This is a genomic window from Pseudomonas wadenswilerensis (assembly GCF_024749185.1).
Taxonomy (GTDB): Bacteria; Pseudomonadota; Gammaproteobacteria; order Pseudomonadales; family Pseudomonadaceae; genus Aquipseudomonas; species Aquipseudomonas wadenswilerensis.
In genome coordinates this window covers 355,694-373,569 of the sequence record NZ_CP087191.1, presented here as the reverse complement: position 1 = coordinate 373,569, position 17,876 = coordinate 355,694, and the positions used below count along the sequence as shown (strand labels likewise).

Sequence of the window (17,876 nt, the reverse complement as noted above, 5' to 3'; positions counted from 1 at the left end):
AGCTGGCTTGCCAGCGATGAATTCAACTCAAAACCTTGAGCCCGGCTCCAGCAGAAAATCCATCTCTTCATCGGTACTCGGCCGATTCAGCAGCAGATTGCGGTGCGGGAAGCGACCAAAGCGGGCAATCACCCGCTGGTGCTGCTCGGCATAGTCGAGGAAACCTTCGAACAAGCGCCGATCCGTATCCGGCTGGGCAGTGAGCAACAGCTGATAACGCTCGACGCTGATGTTCTGCCAGTCCAGCACTTCGGCATGTTCCAGCACCAGCAGGATGAACACCCGCTGGATCGGCAGCAGCTGGTAATCCCAGGCCTTGTCCAGCCCCTGCATCACCAGCACCTGGGCACGGCGGTCGCCATCGAAGGCGCGCGGCGTGTCGCGGTGGATCATGCGCGGCAACTGATCGAGCAGCAACACCAGACCGAGCCAGCCCTGCGGGCTTTGCAGCCACTCATCGAGGCCGCCGGCCAGCGCCTGTTCGACCAGGTCGCCGAAGCGCTCGCGCGCTTCGTCGTCGTGGTGCTTGCCGAACCACAAGGTGCTCTTCTCGTCAGCCACATCCTGGGGGCTGGTGCCCCAGCCAAACCACCACTCCAGCAACGGCTGCCAAGGTGCGAGCATGATTTACTCCTTGTGATAACCGGTAACGCGCTCGACTTCCTGCTTGGAGCCGAGGAACACTGCCACGCGCTGGTGCAGGCTCTCCGGCTGGATGTCGAGAATGCGCTGGCGACCGTCGGTGGAAGCACCGCCGGCCTGTTCGATGATGAAGGACATCGGGTTGGCTTCGTACATCAGACGCAGCTTGCCCGGCTTGGACGGCTCACGCGCGTCGCGCGGGTACATGAACAGGCCGCCACGGGTGAGGATGCGGTGCACATCGGCAACCATCGAGGCGATCCAGCGCATGTTGTAGTTCTTTTTCAGCGGACCGGTCTCACCGGCCAGCAGCTCGCCCACGTAGCGGGTCACCGGCTCTTCCCAGTGGCGCTGGTTGGACATGTTGATGGCGAACTCGGCGGTGGTTTCCGGTACCTGGATGTTCTCGTGGGTCAGCACGAAGCTGCCCAGCTCACGGTCCAGGGTGAAGCCCTTGACGCCGTTGCCCAGGGTCAGGATCAGCATGGTCTGCGGACCATAGATCGCGTAACCGGCGGCAACCTGCTTGGTGCCCGGCTGCAGGAAGGCCTGCTCGTTGAGGCTTTCGTTCTGGCTCAGGTACTCGTTAGGGCAGCGCAGTACCGAGAAGATGGTACCGACCGAGACGTTGACGTCGATGTTCGACGAACCGTCCAGCGGGTCGAATACCAGCAGGTAGGCGCCTTTCGGGTACTTGCCCGGGATCTGGTAGGCATTGTCCATCTCTTCGGAAGCCATGCCGGCCAGGTGACCACCCCACTCGTTGGCTTCAAGCAGGATGTCGTTGGAGATCACGTCCAGTTTCTTCTGGACTTCGCCCTGCACGTTTTCGGTGCCCATGCTGCCCAGAACGCCGCCCAACGCGCCTTTGGAGACGTTGTGGCTGATTTCCTTGCACGCACGCGCCACCACTTCGATCAGGAAGCGCAGATCGGCAGGGGTACTGTTGCTGCGGGTCTGCTCAATCAAATAGCGACTCAGGGTAACGCGGGACATGTAAGGCTCCGAAGGAAGGGGGTAATAAAAACCCACGCAGTTTACAGGGAGAGTGAAGCGCTAGCGAGCAATCAGACACGCTTGGCCGATCAGACGGCACATCGGCCCGAGAGTTCACCCCCCGGGCCGGCCCTTGCAGCTTAGTCGAGGGCTTTCCAGATGTCGGTAGCGTACTCGCGGATGGTCCGGTCCGAGGAGAACCAACCCATGCGCGCCGTGTTGAGCACCGCCCTGCGCCACCACTGCCTGGGCTCGTGCCAGAGCTCTTCGACGCGCATTTGCGCTTCCCAGTAGGCGTCAAAATCGGCGCACACCAGAAAGCGATCGTAGGCCACCAGCGAGTCGATCAAGCCGACATAGCGGGCCGGGTCATCCGGTGAAAACACCCCGCCGCGAATGGCCTGGAGCACATCGTTGAGCCGATGGGAGGCACCGATCGCGGCACTCGCACCAAAGTCGCCGCTGCGCTTGCGCGCCTCCACCTGCTGAGAGGTCAGGCCGAAGATGAACATGTTCTCAATGCCGACCTGCTCGCACATCTCGACGTTGGCGCCGTCCAGGGTGCCGATGGTCAACGCGCCGTTAAGGCCGAACTTCATGTTGCTGGTGCCGGATGCCTCATAGCCGGCGGTAGAAATCTGCTCGGAAAGGTCGGCTGCCGGGATGATGCTCTCGGCCAGGCTGACGTTGTAGTTGGGCAGGAACACCACCTTGAGCAGGCCGCGCACGGTCGGGTCGTTGTTGACCACCTTGGCGATGTCGTTGGTCAGCTTGATGATCAGCTTGGCCTGGTGGTAGCTGGCCGCCGCCTTGCCGGCGAAGATCTTCACCCGTGGCGCCCAGCCGGCGCCGGGTTCCGCACGGATCGCCTGGTACAGCGCCACGGTGTGCAGCAGGTTGAGCAACTGGCGCTTGTATTCGTGGATGCGTTTGACCTGCACGTCGAACATCGCCTCGGGGTTGAGGGTGATGCCCAGGCGCTCCTGGATCAGGCTGGCCAGGGCCTTCTTGCTGTGCAGGCGCTGGGCGGCGAACTGCTTGCAGAATGGGGCTTTGTCAGCAAAGGGATCAAGGTCGCGCAAGCGCCCTTGCGGGTCATCGAGCACATCGGCGCCTAATGCCTCGACCAGCATGCCGGTCAACTGCGGGTTGGCCTGGAACAGCCAGCGACGGAAGGTGATGCCGTTGGTCTTGTTGTTGATCCGCTCGGGGTAAAGCTTGTGCATTTCGGCAAACACGGTGCTGCGCATCAGCTTGCTGTGCAGCGCCGATACGCCGTTGACGCTGTGCGAGCCTAAAAACGCCAGGTTGCCCATGCGCACCCGGCGGCCATTGTCTTCCTCGATCAGCGACACCGCGCGCAGCACGTCGAAATCGTGGATACCCTTGGCGCGCAAGGCGTCGATATGAAAGGCATTGATCAGGTAGATGATCTGCATGTGCCGCGGCAGCATGCGTTCCATCAGGCCCACGGGCCAGGTTTCCAGGGCTTCGGGCAGCAGCGTGTGGTTGGTGTAGGCCAGGGTCTCGACGGTCAGTTGCCAGGCGGTGTCCCACGGCACTTCGTGCTGGTCGACGAGCAGGCGCATCAGCTCGGCAACGGCGATCGAGGGGTGGGTATCGTTGAGCTGGATCGCCGCCTGCTGCGGCAGGTTGAGCAGGCTGTCGTGCATGTTCAGGTGCCGGCGCAGCAGGTCCTGCAACGAGGCGGAAACGAAGAAGTATTCCTGGCGCAAGCGCAGCTCCTGGCCGGCCTCGGTGCTGTCAGCCGGGTATAGCACCCGCGAAATGCTTTCGGCGCGGGCCACCTCGGCGACAGCGCCAAGGTGGTCACCGGCATTGAAGCGCTCCAGGTGCAGCTCTTCCAGCGCCCGCGCCCGCCACAAGCGCAAGGTGTTGACGCTGGCCCCGCGCCAGCCGACCACCGGCGTGTCGTAGGCCACCGCCCGCACCGTCTCGGCCGGCCACCATACCTGGCGCTGCTGGCCAGCGGCGTCGTGCACGGTTTCGACGCTGCCGCCGAAGCTGATCGGGTAGATCACCTCGGCCCGCTCGAACTCCCAGGGGTTGCCGAAATCCAGCCAGTTCTCGGTCTGTTCCTGCTGCCAGCCATCGACCACCGCCTGGCGGAACAGGCCGTGCTCGTAACGAATGCCATAACCGTGGGCGGCGATGCCAAGGGTCGACATGCTCTCCATGAAACAGGCCGCCAGGCGCCCCAGGCCACCGTTGCCCAGGGCCGCATCGGGCTCAAGCAGGCGGATGCGCTCAAGGTCGACGTTCAGCCCGCCCAGCGCCTCACGGGCGACATCCAGCAGGCCCAGGTTGCTCAGGCTGTCGTACAGCAGGCGGCCGATCAGGAATTCCAGCGACAGGTAATACACCCGCTTCTGGCTCTTGCGGTAGATCTGCCGGGTATGGTCCATCCAGTGATCGACCATGTGATCGCGGGCCGCCAGGGCAATGGCTTCGAACCAGTCGTGGTCGAAGGCATGCTCCGGGTCCTTGCCGACCGCGTAGGTCAATTTATCCAGCACAGCGGTGCGAAAAGCGGCCACCTCTGCGTCACGAGCGAGCGGTTCCTGAGACATGCGACGTCCTCGGGCAAGTTGACGAATGCGGATGGAGATTTCTCAGCCTAGACCGTTCGACACAGAGCGACAGCGCTGGTTCTGGCGTTTCTGTGCAAAAGCGGTAACCGTTGGTGTGGCAACCGGCAAATGGCTGTTCACATTTTGACCAACTCCGGTATGATCGCGCGCCCACTAGAACATCAAAAACCTGAGCCTGATGAAACCGACCCTGATTGCCGCCGCCGAAGTCGACCGACTGGAAACCTGGCAGAAGTACCAAAGCCATATGTGCGGAGGCTGCAACTCGACCTGCTGCACCTTGCCGACGGAAGTGAAAATCAAAGACCTGATCCGCATGGGCGTGGTGGATGAGTTCGAGGTGGGCGAGCCGCCGAAGAACATTGCCAAGCGTTTGCAGAAGGACGGGATCATCCAGCGCTTCAACCAGAAGTCGGGGATTTTCACCCTGGCGCAGATGAGCAACGACGATTGCCTGTACCTGGACCGTAAAAGTCGCATGTGCACCATTTACGAAAAGCGCCCGGACACCTGCCGCAACCATCCGCGGATCGGACCGCGTCCGGGATATTGCGCGTACATCCCCAAGCCAGCGGCGCGCCGCTAAAAGCATCGCTGGCAAGCCAGCTCCCACAGGGTTGTACATGATCTTGTGGGAGCTGGCTTGCCAGCGATGAAGCCAACCCGGTTCCATGTCCCGCACAAACAAAAACGCCCCCGGTCTTGCGACCGGGGGCGTTTTCATTCAGCCGGAACTAAGACTCAGTTCTTGGCTTTCTTGGCAGCGCGGGTACGCTCGCCTTCGTCGAGGATCTTCTTGCGCAGACGGATCGACTTAGGCGTGACTTCGCACAGCTCGTCGTCCTGGATGAATTCCAGGGCCTGTTCCAGGGTGAAGCGAACAGGTGGAACCAGGGCGATGGTTTCGTCTTTACCCGAAGCACGCATGTTGTCGAGCTTCTTGCCCTTGGTAGGGTTGACGCCCAGATCGTTGTCACGGCTGTTCAGACCAACGATCTGACCGTTGTAGATCTCCTGGCCGTGCTCGACGAACAGCTTGCCGCGCGCCTGCAGGGTTTCCAGGGAGTAGGTCAGGGCCTTGCCGGTTTCGACCGAAACCAGCACGCCGTTCTGACGGCCGGACATGTGGCCGGACTTCATCGGAGCGTAGCGATCGAAGATCGAGGTCAGGATGCCGGCACCGTTGGTCAGCGTCAGGAACTGGTTACGGAAACCGATCAGACCACGGGCTGGGATGTTGTATTCCAGGCGTACACGGCCCTTGCCATCCGGAACCATGTTGGTCAGGTCGCCTTTACGCAGACCCATTTCTTCCATGACCTTGCCCTGGGAATCTTCAGGGATGTCGATGGTGACGTTCTCGAACGGCTCGTGCTTGACGCCGTCGACTTCACGGATGATCACTTCCGGACGACCAACACCCATTTCGAAGCCTTCGCGACGCATGGTTTCGATCAGAACCGACAGGTGCAGCTCACCACGGCCGGAGACCTTGAACTTGTCAGCCGAGTCGCCTTCTTCAACGCGCAGTGCAACGTTGTACAGCAGCTCTTTGTCCAGACGTTCCTTGATGTTACGGGAAGTCACGAACTTGCCTTCTTTACCGCAGAACGGCGAGTCGTTGACCTGGAAGGTCATCGAAACGGTTGGTTCGTCAACGGTCAGCGGCTTCATCGCTTCGACTGCGTCCGGGGAGCACAGGGTGTCGGAGATGAACAGCTCGTCGAAACCGCTGATGCAGACGATGTCGCCAGCCAGGGCTTCTTCGACGTCAATGCGGTGCAGACCGTGGTGACCCATCAGCTTGAGGATACGACCGTTGCGCTTCTTGCCATTGACGTCGATAGCCACCACCGGGGTGTTTGGCTTGACGCGACCGCGAGCGATACGGCCAACACCGATAACACCCAGGAAGCTGTTGTAGTCCAGTGCCGAGATCTGCATCTGGAACGGGCCGTCACGGTCAACAGCAGGAGCCGGTACGTTGTCGACGATCGACTGGTACAGCGGGGTCATGTCTTCGGCCATTTCGGTGTGGTCCAGACCGGCAATGCCGTTCAGGGCCGAGGCGTAGACGACTTTGAAGTCCAGCTGTTCGTCGGTGGCACCGAGGTTGTCGAACAGGTCGAAGATCTGGTCCAGAACCCAGTCAGGACGCGCGCCTGGACGGTCGACCTTGTTGATGACCACGATTGGACGCAGGCCGGCTTCGAAAGCCTTCTTGGTCACGAAACGGGTTTGCGGCATAGGGCCGTCTTGAGCGTCGACCAGCAGCAGTACGGAGTCGACCATCGACATTACACGCTCAACCTCGCCACCGAAGTCGGCGTGGCCGGGGGTGTCGACGATGTTGATGTGGTAGCCGTTCCAGTTGATGGCGGTGTTTTTCGCCAGAATGGTAATACCGCGCTCTTTTTCCTGGTCGTTGGAGTCCATGACGCGCTCGTCGTTGAGCTCGTTACGCTCCAGGGTGCCGGACTGACGCAGGAGTTTGTCGACCAGGGTGGTTTTACCATGGTCAACGTGGGCGATGATGGCGATGTTACGCAGATTTTCGATCACGTGTGTATCTCGATCAGAGGATTCGGGTTGCCGCCCAGTCTAGGCGGCGAATATGAATGAATGGCGCTCAAACGGCCCGGTGGTCGGGAGGGCGATGGCGGATGCTCCCGCCATATAGCCCCGGCGTCTTATGTCGGACGATAAACGCGCACATTGGCATGTCCCTCACTGAGCAGATGATGGGCATGCAGGCGACTCATTACTCCCTTGTCGCAATACAGCAGGTACTGGCGCGTGGCATCCAGCTCCTTGAAGCGACTGTTCAGGGCGTAGAACGGCAAGGCCTTGACCTCGATGCCGTCCAGTTCCAGGGGCTGGTCTTCCTGGGCATCAGGGTGGCGAATGTCGATCACCACCTGCCCGGCCAGCGCCTGGCTGACTTCTTCGATCTGGATATCTTCGCTGAGTTCATCGATCACGTGGTCGATGGAGATCAGGCGGGCGCGCTCCAGGGCACGCTCGAGCACCGCCATGTCGAACTGCTTCTCTTCATGCTCGAGGCGATGACGCTTGGCGCAGGTGGTCGGGTTCACCGAAATCACGCCGCAGTATTCAGGCATGTGCTTGGCGAACTCGGCGGTGCCGATCTGCTGGGCCAGGTCGATGATGTCCTGCTTGTGGCTGGCCAGCAGCGGGCGCAACACCAGCTTCTCGGTGGCCGAGTCGATCACCGCGAGGTTCGGCAGGGTCTGGCTCGACACCTGGGAGATGGCTTCACCGGTCACCAGGGCGTCGATCTGCAGGCGGTCGGCGATGTTGGTCGCCGCGCGCAGCATCATGCGCTTGAGGGTCACGCCCATGTAGCTGTTGTCGACCTTGCCGAGGATTTCGCCGACCACTTCTTCGAACGGCACGCTGACGAACAGCACGCGCTGGCTGCTGCCGTACTTCTTCCACAGGTAGTGGGCAACTTCCATCACCCCCAGTTCGTGGGCGCGGCCGCCAAGGTTGAAGAAGCAGAAGTGGGTCATCAGGCCGCGGCGCATCATCTGGTAGGCGGCGACAGTGGAGTCGAAACCGCCGGACATCAGCACCAGGGTCTGCTCCAGCGCGCCCAGCGGGTAACCGCCGATGCCTTTGTGCTGGTTGTGGATGACGTACAGGCGCTTGTCGCGTACCTCGATGCGTACCTCGACTTCCGGCGTACGCAGGTCGATACCGGCGGCGCCGCACTGCTGGCGCAGCTGGCTGCCGACGTAGCGGTCGACGTCCATCGAGCTGAAATCGTGGTGGCCGCCGCGCTTGCAGCGTACGGCGAAGCGCTTGCCGGCCAGCAGGTGACCGAAGTGCTGCTTGCACTTGGCGACGATGTCGTCGAAATCACCCAGCGGGTATTCGTCGACCTGCAGGAAGTGGGCAATGCCCGGCATGCAGGTCAGACGCTCGGTCATCTCGCGCAGGACCTTCTCGTCCTCGATGTGAGTGATCACTTCGAGGTTATCCCAGACACCGTTAACCGCGAGCGCAGGATCGAGGTCCTTGAGCACGTTGCGGATGTTGCGGGCCAGTTGACGGATGAAGCGCTTGCGAACCGGCCGGCTCTTGATGGTGATCTCTGGGAAGACTTTTACGATTAGTTTCATGAAAAACAGCGCGCGAGGTGCCGACTAAAAAAGTGGGGCGCGGATTATAGCGGAAATTGCTCAAGCTTTGAGCAACTTTTGTACAGAAGGTTTTCTGTGCGCCAAAATGGTGCATCATGCCCGATTAGCGCATCTTTAAAGTGCAGAAAAATGCCGTGAATTTGCGAAATCGGCCGAAAACGCTTGGGTTTGGGGCAAAAATCCCAACTCGGGGCACTGGCATGCAATTTGCTCCCTTGTGAGGCAGGTTGCCTTGGCCGACTATTCGCGCCCGGCATCACCCAAATTAAAGGGCTGCACAGGCAAGCTCTACCCCACCCCGGAGGACACTATGTCGAAGTCGGTTCAACTCATCAAAGATCATGACGTTAAATGGATTGATCTGCGCTTCACTGACACCAAAGGCACTCAGCACCACGTGACCATGCCAGCTCGTGATGCGCTGGATGAAGATTTCTTCGAAGCCGGCAAGATGTTCGACGGTTCCTCCATCGCCGGCTGGAAAGGCATCGAAGCTTCCGACATGATCCTGATGCCGGACGACGCCTCCGCCGTGCTCGACCCGTTCACCGAAGAACCGACCCTGATCCTGGTCTGCGACATCATCGAACCGTCGACCATGCAAGGCTATGACCGCGACCCACGCGCCATCGCCCGCCGCGCCGAAGAGTACCTGAAGACCACCGGTATCGGTGACACCGTCTTCGTCGGTCCAGAGCCTGAATTCTTCATCTTCGACGAAGTGAAGTTCAAGTCCGATATCTCCGGCTCGATGTTCAAGATCTACTCCGAACAAGGCTCGTGGATGTCCGACCAGGACGTCGAAGGCGGCAACAAAGGCCACCGTCCGGGCGTCAAAGGCGGCTACTTCCCAGTACCTCCGTTCGACCACGACCACGAAATCCGTACTGCCATGTGCAACGCCATGGAAGAAATGGGCCTGGTCATCGAAGTGCACCACCACGAAGTGGCAACTGCCGGCCAGAACGAAATCGGCGTGCAGTTCAACACCCTGGTGAAGAAGGCTGACGAAGTTCAGACCCTCAAGTACTGCGTACACAACGTTGCCGACGCCTACGGCCGCACCGCGACCTTCATGCCTAAGCCCCTGTACGGCGACAACGGCTCGGGCATGCACGTGCACATGTCCATCTCCAAAGATGGCAAGAACACCTTCTCCGGCGAAGGCTATGCCGGCCTGTCCGACACCGCCCTGTACTTCATCGGCGGTATCATCAAGCACGGTAAGGCCCTGAACGGCTTCACCAACCCGGCTACCAACTCCTACAAGCGTCTGGTACCAGGCTTCGAAGCTCCGGTAATGCTGGCCTACTCGGCTCGCAACCGTTCCGCCTCGATCCGCATCCCTTACGTTTCCAGCCCGAAAGCCCGCCGTATCGAAGCGCGCTTCCCGGACCCGGCTGCCAACCCGTACCTGTGCTTCGCGGCACTGATGATGGCCGGCCTGGACGGTATCCAGAACAAGATCCACCCAGGCGATGCCGCCGACAAGAACCTGTACGACCTGCCGCCTGAAGAGGCGAAAGAGATCCCGCAGGTGTGCGGCAGCCTGAAAGAAGCCCTGGAAGAGCTGGACAAGGGCCGCGCGTTCCTGACCAAGGGCGGCGTGTTCTCCGATGACTTCATCGATGCCTACATCGCGCTGAAAAGCGAAGAAGAAATCAAGGTCCGCACCTTCGTACACCCACTGGAATACGAGCTGTACTACAGCTGCTAATCCGGTAACGCTCGCGCAAGCGGCGTAGTGCAAGAGAGGCCTCCTTCGGGAGGCCTTTTGTTTTTCTGACATTCTTATGCGCATTGGCCGACAGGAAAAAAGGCCAAAAAGCTGCACACTGCTCTTTTACCGCTTCGGACCCTCGCCATGCGTATGCCCCTGTTCGCCCTGCTCCTTGCGCCAACCTTGCTCCTGCAAGGGTGCGCCTCGACACCCGCACCGCCAGTTGCCCTGTCGCGCTTGCTCGATAGCGTGAATCAACGCCTGGATATCGCCGACGATGTCGCCCTGAACAAATGGGACTCGGGCCAGCCTGTAGAAGCGCCCGAGCGTGAGCAGCAGGTCATCGCCAATGCCCGCACCCAGGCCGTGCGCTTTGGTGTGGACGAGCACCGGGCAGGCGTGTTCTTCGCCGACCAGATCGAAGCCAACAAGCTGCTCCAGTACCGCGCACTGTCACGCTGGCATGCCGCAGGCAGCGCACCACAAACGCCACGGGTCGATCTGGGCAGCCAATTGCGCCCGCAACTGGATCGCCTGCAACGCACACTGCTGAGCCAACTGGCAGAGTTTGATCGCAACCGCCCGGCCCAATGCCAGGCGACCCTGGCCCAAGCCATCGCACAACAGGACAAAGACCCGCAGCAGTCCCTGGCCCTGATCCGCGCGACGACGCATTTGTGCTCGCCGCAGTAATCCTTCCTCTATGCTCTATATTGGTGCACGCATCTGCTTGCACCTGAGCAACTCAGCCCATTTTGGTTCACGAAAAGTGCGATCTCAGGACTTTGTAGGCGTTTTTCGCGCAAATACAGGTCTTAATCCGGAAATTCCGCTTCTTTTCGGAGCCTTGGTTTGCTTTTTGCATTTTCTTTGTACCAGCGGATTACCAGCGCCCGCGACCTGGCCCTGTGCCGAGGTTGTATGAGCCAAAAGAGGTCAACGACGCCCCATGACCATCAGCGATGCACTGCACCGACTGCTACTGGACAACCTGACCACCGCCACCATCCTGCTCGACGCCGAACTGCGCCTTGAGTACATGAACCCGGCGGCGGAGATGCTCCTGGCCATCAGTGGCCAACGCAGCCACGGGCAATTCATCAGCGAACTGTTCACCGAATCGCCCGAGGCGCTCAACTCCCTGCGCCAGGCGGTGGAGCACGCGCACCCTTTCACCAAGCGCGAAGCCCAACTGACCTCGCTGACTGGCCAGACCCAGACCGTCGACTACGCGGTGACGCCGATCCTCAGCAAAGGCGCGACCCTGCTGTTGCTTGAAGTGCATCCGCGTGACCGCTTGCTGCGCATCACCAAGGAAGAGGCCCAGCTGTCCAAGCAGGAAACCACCAAGATGCTGGTGCGCGGCCTGGCCCACGAGATCAAGAACCCGCTCGGCGGCATTCGCGGCGCCGCCCAGCTGCTGGCCCGCGAGCTGCCGGAAGAAGGCCTGAAGGATTACACCAATGTGATCATTGAAGAGGCCGACCGCCTGCGCAACCTGGTCGACCGCATGCTCGGCTCGAACAAGCTGCCATCGCTGGCCCTGACCAACATCCATGAGGTGCTGGAGCGGGTCTGCAGCCTGGTCGAGGCCGAAACCCAGGGCGGCATCACCCTGGTGCGCGACTACGACCCGAGCCTGCCGGATGTGTTGATCGACCGCGAACAGATGATCCAGGCGGTGCTCAACATCGTGCGCAACGCCATGCAGGCCATCAGCGGCCAGAACGAACTGCGCCTGGGCCGCATCAGCCTGCGCACGCGAGCCATGCGCCAGTTCACCATCGGCCACACCCGTCATCGCCTGGTGGCCCGCATCGAGATCATCGACAACGGTCCCGGCATCCCTGCCGAGCTGCAGGAAACCATCTTCTACCCCATGGTCAGCGGCCGCCCGGACGGTACCGGGCTGGGCCTGGCCATAACCCAGAACATCATCAGCCAGCACCAGGGCCTGATCGAGTGTGACAGCCACCCTGGCCACACCACCTTCTCGATCTTCCTGCCGCTGGAACAAGGAGCCACCGCCTCATGAGCCGAAGTGAAACCGTCTGGATCGTCGACGATGATCGTTCCATCCGCTGGGTGCTGGAGAAGGCCTTGCAACAGGAAGGCATGACCACCCAGAGCTTCGACAGCGCCGACGGGGTCATGAGCCGCCTGGCCCGGCAGCAGCCGGACGTAATCATTTCCGACATCCGCATGCCTGGCGCCAGCGGCCTTGACCTGCTGGCGCAGATTCGCGAGCAGCACCCGCGCCTGCCGGTGATCATCATGACCGCCCATTCCGACCTGGACAGCGCGGTGGCGTCCTATCAGGGCGGTGCCTTCGAGTACCTGCCCAAGCCGTTCGACGTCGATGAAGCGGTATCGCTGGTCAAGCGTGCCAACCAGCATGCCCAGGAGCAACAAGGCCTGGACGTGGCACCGAGCCTGACCCGCACCCCGGAGATCATCGGCGAAGCGCCGGCGATGCAGGAAGTGTTCCGCGCCATCGGCCGCCTGAGCCATTCCAACATCACTGTGCTGATCAACGGCGAGTCCGGTACCGGTAAAGAACTGGTCGCCCACGCCCTGCACCGCCACAGCCCGCGGGCGGCGTCGCCGTTCATCGCCCTGAACATGGCGGCGATCCCCAAGGACCTGATGGAGTCGGAACTGTTCGGCCATGAGAAAGGCGCCTTCACCGGCGCCGCCAACCTGCGCCGCGGCCGCTTCGAGCAAGCCGATGGCGGCACCCTGTTCCTCGACGAGATCGGCGACATGCCGGCCGACACCCAGACCCGCCTGCTGCGGGTGCTGGCCGATGGCGAGTTCTACCGGGTGGGCGGGCATGTGCCGGTCAAGGTCGATGTGCGGATCATCGCCGCCACCCACCAGAACCTGGAAACCCTGGTGCAGGCCGGCAAGTTCCGTGAAGACCTGTTCCACCGCCTGAACGTGATCCGCATCCACATCCCGCGCCTGGCCGATCGTCGCGAAGACATCCCGACCCTGGCCAGGCACTTCCTGGGTCGCGCAGCCCAGGAACTGGCCGTGGAGCCCAAACTGCTCAAGGCAGAAACCGAGGAATTCATCCGCAACCTGCCGTGGCCGGGCAACGTGCGTCAGCTGGAGAACACCTGCCGCTGGATCACGGTGATGGCCTCGGGGCGTGAAGTGCATATCGGCGACCTGCCACCCGAGCTGCTCAACCTGCCGCAAGACGCGGCGCCGGTGACCAACTGGGAACAGGCCCTGCGCCAATGGGCCGACCAGGCCCTGGCCCGTGGCCAATCGAGCCTGCTCGACAGCGCCGTACCGAGCTTCGAGCGGATCATGATCGAGACCGCGCTCAAGCACACCGCAGGCCGCCGCCGCGATGCCGCCGTGCTGCTAGGCTGGGGCCGCAACACCCTGACGCGCAAGATCAAGGAGTTGGGGATGAAGGTCGATGGCGGCGATGAGGACGGTGACGACGAGGCCTGACCTCTGGGAGCTGGCTTGCCAGCGATCGAGCGCGAAGCGGTCGTCCGGCCTGTAGAGAATGCACAGACTGCATTGACCTCATCGCTGGCAAGCCAGCTCCCACAAGATTGCAATTTGCCCCATTGATGCACCGACCCCGCTATCGGTGCACCGCCTGAAGGCACAAATCCCCGGCAAAACCCTGCCTAACCCCGTAAACCGGCCTTTTTGCGCACTGCAACAAAACTGGCACACACCCTGCATTAGTATCAGTACTTCCAGTTTTGGGGACCTTGGTACAGGCAGGCCGGGGAATCCCCTCTTTTATTCGCGCAGCCTCACCTGCACCCGCCAGCGTTCGCCCTCCTCTGCACCGGCCCATTCGCCGTGCAGGGGGCGGGCCGCGACCAGGGTCACCAGCAAGCCACCATCACTGTTCTGCACCCGCCAGCTCACCGGCTTGCCCTGCAACTGCAACTGACCGCGTGCAGCCCTGCCCTCGGCCTCGAACAGCAGCGTCAGGGTGCCTTCGACCTCTTCGCCGTGCAGCTTGGGTTCTTCGTTGAACCACAGGTTCAAGCCGGCCTCGACCACCTCGATCTGCTCCAGCACCCGCGGTTCGGGCGCGGTCAGGCGACCGATCATCAGCCCCACCAGCATGCCGAACAGCGCCAGGGAAAACAGCACCCGCGGCCATAGCTGCGAACGCGGGTCCGGTTCAGGAGTAGAATGCTCGCCATCTTTATGTTCGGAGCCGTGCATGTTTCACGTCATCCTCTTTCAACCAGAGATTCCGCCGAATACCGGCAACATCATCAGACTGTGCGCCAACAGCGGCTGCCACCTGCACCTGATCGAGCCGATCGGCTTCGAGCTGGACGACAAGCGCTTGCGCCGGGCCGGTCTGGACTACCACGAGTATGCCACGCTCAAGCGCCACGCAGACCTGCCCAGCTGCCTGGAAAGCCTAGGCCAGCCACGGCTGTTCGCGTTCACCACGAAAGCCTCGCACCCCTACCACGAAACTGCTTTCCAGCCGGGTGACGCCTTTCTGTTCGGCCCGGAAAGCCGTGGCCTGCCCGCCGAGGTGCTGGACAGCCTGCCCGCCGAGCAACGCCTGCGCCTGCCGATGCGTCCGGGTTGCCGCAGCTTGAACCTGTCCAACACGGTGGCGGTGACGGTGTATGAGGCGTGGCGCCAGCAGGGGTTTGCCTGAGGAATCAAACCGCAGAACAGCGCCGCTCCCACAGTGTTCGCGACAATCCCCAAGAAAAAAGCGCCCATCAGGGCGCTTTTTGCTACATCGCAACAGGCTTATTGCAGCGAAGGGGCTTCGCCAGCTTCCTGCATGCGTTGCATTTCCTGAGCGTACAGAGCGTCGAAGTTGACCGGCGAGAGCATCAGTGCCGGGAACGAACCACGGGTCACCAGGCTGTCCAGCGCTTCACGGGCGTACGGGAACAGGATGTTCGGGCAGAACGCGCCCAGGGTGTGGCTCATCGACGCCGGGTCGAGGTTCTTGATCAGGAAGATACCGGCCTGCTGCACTTCAGCGATGAAGGCTACTTCGTCGCCGTTCTTCACGGTCACCGACAGGGTCAGCACGACTTCGTGGAAGTCGCCTTCCAGGCCTTTCTGCTTGGTGTTCAGGTCCAGGGCAACGCTCGGTTCCCACTGCTGACGGAAGATCGCCGGGCTTTTCGGCGCTTCGAACGACAGGTCGCGCACGTAGATGCGCTGCAGGGAGAACTGCGGCGTGTTGTCGTCGGCTGCGGCTGCGGCGTCGTTGTTCTGTTGATCAGTCATGACAGATCCTTCTTTCCAGAGTCTTTAATGGGTTTCTGATTCAGGCCTTGAGCAGCGCGTCGAGCTTGCCGGCGCGCTCCAGGGCATACAGGTCGTCGCAACCGCCGACGTGGGTGGAGCCGATCCAGATCTGCGGCACCGAGGTACGGCCGGCCTTCTGGCTCATTTCGGCGCGCACCTGAGGCTTGCCATCGACCTTGATCTCTTCGAAGGCCACGCCTTTGCTTTCGAGCAGGTATTTTGCCCGCGAGCAGTAAGGGCAGTAATCGCTGGAGTAGACGATGACGTTGCTCATATCACTTCACCAGCGGCAGGTTATCGGCCTTCCAGCTCGACACGCCACCCGACAGCTTGGCAGCGGTGAAGCCGGCCTTGAGCAGTTCGCGCGCGGTGGTGCCGGCGTGCTGGCCCATGGCGTCGACGATGATCAGGGTCTTGTTGGCCTTGTGCTTTTCCAGCTCGCCGATGCGCGCGGCAACCTTGTCCTGGGGAATATTCACGGCGCCAACGATATGGCCGGCGGCGTAGTCCTTGCTCGAACGGATGTCGATCACCAGGCCCTTGTCGGCGTTGACCAGCGCGGTCAGTTCGCCAGTGCTGAGGCTGCGGCCGCCCTTGCGTGCTTCGGTGACGATCAGCAAAACCAGCAGAACGACGAAGATACCGACCAGCAGATAGTGATTTGTTGCGAATTCAATCAGGTGAGCAACCATCGGAGGGTGTTCCAGGCCATTAAAAATGTTGGCCAGTATACACAGCCCCCAAGGTCGGCCAAAGCCCGCCGGGCAGGGTTATCGCCAGTAATTCTCATTACCGGGCTGCAGCCCGTCGGCCCGCGCTGCCAGGCCTGCAAGGTTAATTCGTCATTGCTGGCCAATTTGCCCTAAAATGCGTGCCTTTATCATCTGAACAACCGTGAGTGTGGGATTGATGACGAGCACGCCAAAACCCTTGGTCCTGATCATCCTGGATGGTTTCGGTCACAGCGAAAGCCACGAATACAACGCCATCTATTCGGCCAATACGCCGGTCTATGATCGCCTGCGCGCTACCCAGCCGCACGGCTTGATCTCCGGCTCCGGCATGGATGTCGGCCTGCCGGACGGGCAAATGGGCAACTCCGAGGTCGGCCACATGAACCTCGGCGCCGGCCGCGTGGTGTACCAGGACTTCACCCGGGTGACCAAGGCGATCAAGGACGGCGAGTTCTTCGAAAACCCGGTGCTGTGTGGCGCGGTCGACAAGGCTGTCGGTGCCGGCAAGGCCGTGCACATCCTTGGCCTGCTCTCCGATGGCGGCGTGCACAGCCACCAGGACCACCTGGTGGCCATGGCCGAGCTTGCCGCCAAGCGCGGCGCCGAGAAAATCTACCTGCACGCGTTCCTCGACGGCCGCGACACCCCGCCAAAAAGCGCGCAATCCTCGATCGAGTTGCTCGATGCCGCCTTCGCCAAGCTCGGCAAGGGCCGCATCGCCAGCCTGATCGGCCGCTACTACGCCATGGACCGCGACAACCGCTGGGACCGTGTATCGGCAGCCTACAACCTGATCGTCGACAGCAGCGCCGAATTCAGCGCCGACACGGCCCTGGCCGGCCTTGAAGCCGCCTATGCCCGCGACGAGAGCGACGAATTCGTCAAGGCCACGCGCATTGGCGAGGCGGTCAAGGTCGAAGACGGCGACGCAGTGATCTTCATGAACTTCCGCGCCGACCGCGCCCGCGAACTGTCGCGGGTGTTCGTCGAGCCCGAGTTCAACGAATTCCCACGTGCACGCCTGCCCAAACTGGCCGCCTACATCGGCCTGACCCAATACTCGGCGAAAATCCCGGCCCCGGCCGCATTCGCCCCGGGCAGCCTGAACAACGTGCTCGGCGAATACCTGGCGAAAAACGGCAAGACCCAGCTGCGCATCGCCGAAACCGAGAAATACGCCCACGTCACCTTCTTCTTCTCCGGTGGCCGTGAAGAGCCCTTCGAAGGCGAAGAACGCATCCTCATCCCGTCGCCAAAGGTCGCCACCTATGACCTGCAGCCGGAAATGAGCGCGCCGGAAGTCACCGACCGCATCGTCGAAGCCATCGAGCAGCAGCGCTATGACGTGATCGTGGTCAACTACGCCAACGGCGACATGGTCGGCCACAGCGGCGTATTCGAGGCCGCAGTCAAGGCCGTCGAGGCGCTGGACCTGTGCGTCGGGCGCATCGTCGAGGCGCTGGACAAGGTCGGCGGCGAAGCGCTGATCACCGCCGACCACGGCAACGTCGAGCAGATGGAAGACGAATGCACCGGCCAGGCGCACACCGCGCACACCACCGAGCCGGTACCGTTCATCTATGTTGGCAAGCGCAAAGTGCAGGTCCGCGAAGGCGGCGTGCTGGCCGACGTGGCCCCCACCATGCTCAAGCTGCTGGGCCTGGAAAAACCGGCAGAAATGACCGGCTCGTCGATTCTGATCGACGGCTAAAGCCGCTGAAGACAAGCTACA

At 61.6% G+C, this 17,876-nt stretch carries 16 protein-coding genes; 7 read left to right on the top strand and 9 right to left on the bottom strand.

Features of this window, described 5'->3' with window-relative positions; all coding sequences use genetic code 11:
* Window positions 1-27: 27 nt before the first annotated feature.
* The 3 genes from LOY45_RS01665 to LOY45_RS01655 form a co-directional block, all read right to left on the bottom strand.
* Window positions 28-624, bottom strand: a complete 597-nt coding sequence (locus tag LOY45_RS01665; protein WP_258578665.1) for a DUF924 family protein — start codon at window positions 622-624, stop codon at window positions 28-30.
* Window positions 625-627: 3 nt separating this feature from the next.
* The gene (locus LOY45_RS01660) at window positions 628-1,638 is read right to left on the bottom strand and encodes a class 1 fructose-bisphosphatase (RefSeq protein WP_045193898.1); all 1,011 of its coding nucleotides are present in this window, start codon (window positions 1,636-1,638) and stop codon (window positions 628-630) included.
* 140 nt (window positions 1,639-1,778) lie between these two features.
* Complete coding sequence (locus LOY45_RS01655) at window positions 1,779-4,229, bottom strand: glycogen/starch/alpha-glucan phosphorylase (protein WP_115089297.1); 2,451 nt, start codon at window positions 4,227-4,229, stop codon at window positions 1,779-1,781.
* Window positions 4,230-4,428: 199 nt separating this feature from the next.
* On the opposite strand from LOY45_RS01655, the gene LOY45_RS01650 reads away from it, so the two are divergent.
* Window positions 4,429-4,836 carry a YkgJ family cysteine cluster protein gene (locus LOY45_RS01650; protein WP_233673577.1) on the top strand — a complete coding sequence of 136 codons (408 nt, stop codon included), beginning with the start codon at window positions 4,429-4,431 and terminating at the stop codon, window positions 4,834-4,836.
* Window positions 4,837-4,991: 155 nt separating this feature from the next.
* Here the strand turns inward: LOY45_RS01650 and typA are convergent, their stop codons facing one another.
* Window positions 4,992-6,812: a translational GTPase TypA gene (gene typA, locus LOY45_RS01645; RefSeq protein ID WP_115089301.1), complete on the bottom strand. Its 1,821-nt coding sequence runs from the start codon at window positions 6,810-6,812 to the stop codon at window positions 4,992-4,994.
* Between the two features lie 128 nt (window positions 6,813-6,940).
* Complete coding sequence (gene thiI / locus LOY45_RS01640; RefSeq protein WP_115089303.1) at window positions 6,941-8,395, bottom strand: tRNA uracil 4-sulfurtransferase ThiI; 1,455 nt, start codon at window positions 8,393-8,395, stop codon at window positions 6,941-6,943.
* 331 nt (window positions 8,396-8,726) lie between these two features.
* Between thiI and glnA the strand changes: the two genes are divergently transcribed.
* The 4 genes from glnA (at window position 8,727) to ntrC (ending at window position 13,604) form a co-directional block, all read left to right on the top strand.
* Window positions 8,727-10,133: a glutamate--ammonia ligase gene (gene glnA, locus LOY45_RS01635; RefSeq protein ID WP_010222298.1), complete on the top strand. Its 1,407-nt coding sequence runs from the start codon at window positions 8,727-8,729 to the stop codon at window positions 10,131-10,133.
* Window positions 10,134-10,280: 147 nt separating this feature from the next.
* Window positions 10,281-10,829, top strand: a complete 549-nt coding sequence (locus LOY45_RS01630) for a chorismate mutase (protein ID WP_115089305.1) — start codon at window positions 10,281-10,283, stop codon at window positions 10,827-10,829.
* Between the two features lie 256 nt (window positions 10,830-11,085).
* Window positions 11,086-12,171, top strand: a complete 1,086-nt coding sequence (gene glnL, locus LOY45_RS01625; protein ID WP_115089307.1) for a nitrogen regulation protein NR(II) — start codon at window positions 11,086-11,088, stop codon at window positions 12,169-12,171.
* The gene (gene ntrC / locus LOY45_RS01620) at window positions 12,168-13,604 is read left to right on the top strand and encodes a nitrogen regulation protein NR(I) (RefSeq protein WP_115089310.1); all 1,437 of its coding nucleotides are present in this window, start codon (window positions 12,168-12,170) and stop codon (window positions 13,602-13,604) included. The genes glnL and ntrC overlap by 4 nt, the downstream gene beginning before the upstream one ends.
* A 303-nt stretch (window positions 13,605-13,907) precedes the next feature.
* Here the strand turns inward: ntrC and LOY45_RS01615 are convergent, their stop codons facing one another.
* Window positions 13,908-14,345, bottom strand: a complete 438-nt coding sequence (locus tag LOY45_RS01615) for a hypothetical protein (RefSeq protein ID WP_115089311.1) — start codon at window positions 14,343-14,345, stop codon at window positions 13,908-13,910.
* Between LOY45_RS01615 and LOY45_RS01610 the strand changes: the two genes are divergently transcribed.
* The gene (locus tag LOY45_RS01610; protein WP_010222290.1) at window positions 14,344-14,799 is read left to right on the top strand and encodes a tRNA (cytidine(34)-2'-O)-methyltransferase; all 456 of its coding nucleotides are present in this window, start codon (window positions 14,344-14,346) and stop codon (window positions 14,797-14,799) included. The two genes, LOY45_RS01615 and LOY45_RS01610, sit on opposite strands and share 2 nt — an antisense overlap.
* Before the next feature lie 98 nt (window positions 14,800-14,897).
* On the opposite strand, the gene secB is transcribed toward LOY45_RS01610, so the two are convergent.
* Genes secB through LOY45_RS01595 form a run of 3 tightly spaced genes read right to left on the bottom strand, consistent with a single transcriptional unit; the run spans window position 14,898 to window position 16,102 of the window.
* Window positions 14,898-15,389: a protein-export chaperone SecB gene (gene secB / locus LOY45_RS01605; RefSeq protein WP_038997589.1), complete on the bottom strand. Its 492-nt coding sequence runs from the start codon at window positions 15,387-15,389 to the stop codon at window positions 14,898-14,900.
* A gap of 40 nt (window positions 15,390-15,429) precedes the next feature.
* Entirely contained in the window at window positions 15,430-15,684 is a 255-nt protein-coding gene (gene grxC / locus LOY45_RS01600) for a glutaredoxin 3 (protein WP_045193908.1), read from the bottom strand.
* 1 nt (window position 15,685) lies between these two features.
* Window positions 15,686-16,102 (bottom strand): rhodanese-like domain-containing protein, encoded by a 417-nt coding sequence (locus tag LOY45_RS01595; RefSeq protein WP_010222286.1) that lies wholly within the window; start codon window positions 16,100-16,102, stop codon window positions 15,686-15,688.
* Between the two features lie 217 nt (window positions 16,103-16,319).
* On the opposite strand from LOY45_RS01595, the gene gpmI reads away from it, so the two are divergent.
* Entirely contained in the window at window positions 16,320-17,855 is a 1,536-nt protein-coding gene (gene gpmI, locus LOY45_RS01590) for a 2,3-bisphosphoglycerate-independent phosphoglycerate mutase (RefSeq protein WP_115089312.1), read from the top strand.
* Window positions 17,856-17,876 lie beyond the last annotated feature (21 nt).

Coding starts and splice junctions, on each gene's coding strand:
- glnL (WP_115089307.1), top strand. CDS start 11,086: ATGACCATCAGCGATGCACTGCACCGACTGCTACTGGACAACCTGACC.
- glnA (WP_010222298.1), top strand. CDS start 8,727: ATGTCGAAGTCGGTTCAACTCATCAAAGATCATGACGTTAAATGGATT.
- grxC (WP_045193908.1), bottom strand. CDS start 15,684: ATGAGCAACGTCATCGTCTACTCCAGCGATTACTGCCCTTACTGCTCG.
- LOY45_RS01610 (WP_010222290.1), top strand. CDS start 14,344: ATGTTTCACGTCATCCTCTTTCAACCAGAGATTCCGCCGAATACCGGC.
- gpmI (WP_115089312.1), top strand. CDS start 16,320: ATGACGAGCACGCCAAAACCCTTGGTCCTGATCATCCTGGATGGTTTC.
- LOY45_RS01595 (WP_010222286.1), bottom strand. CDS start 16,102: ATGGTTGCTCACCTGATTGAATTCGCAACAAATCACTATCTGCTGGTC.
- LOY45_RS01615 (WP_115089311.1), bottom strand. CDS start 14,345: ATGCACGGCTCCGAACATAAAGATGGCGAGCATTCTACTCCTGAACCG.
- LOY45_RS01650 (WP_233673577.1), top strand. CDS start 4,429: ATGAAACCGACCCTGATTGCCGCCGCCGAAGTCGACCGACTGGAAACC.
- ntrC (WP_115089310.1), top strand. CDS start 12,168: ATGAGCCGAAGTGAAACCGTCTGGATCGTCGACGATGATCGTTCCATC.
- LOY45_RS01660 (WP_045193898.1), bottom strand. CDS start 1,638: ATGTCCCGCGTTACCCTGAGTCGCTATTTGATTGAGCAGACCCGCAGC.
- thiI (WP_115089303.1), bottom strand. CDS start 8,395: ATGAAACTAATCGTAAAAGTCTTCCCAGAGATCACCATCAAGAGCCGG.
- LOY45_RS01630 (WP_115089305.1), top strand. CDS start 10,281: ATGCGTATGCCCCTGTTCGCCCTGCTCCTTGCGCCAACCTTGCTCCTG.
- LOY45_RS01655 (WP_115089297.1), bottom strand. CDS start 4,229: ATGTCTCAGGAACCGCTCGCTCGTGACGCAGAGGTGGCCGCTTTTCGC.
- secB (WP_038997589.1), bottom strand. CDS start 15,389: ATGACTGATCAACAGAACAACGACGCCGCAGCCGCAGCCGACGACAAC.
- LOY45_RS01665 (WP_258578665.1), bottom strand. CDS start 624: ATGCTCGCACCTTGGCAGCCGTTGCTGGAGTGGTGGTTTGGCTGGGGC.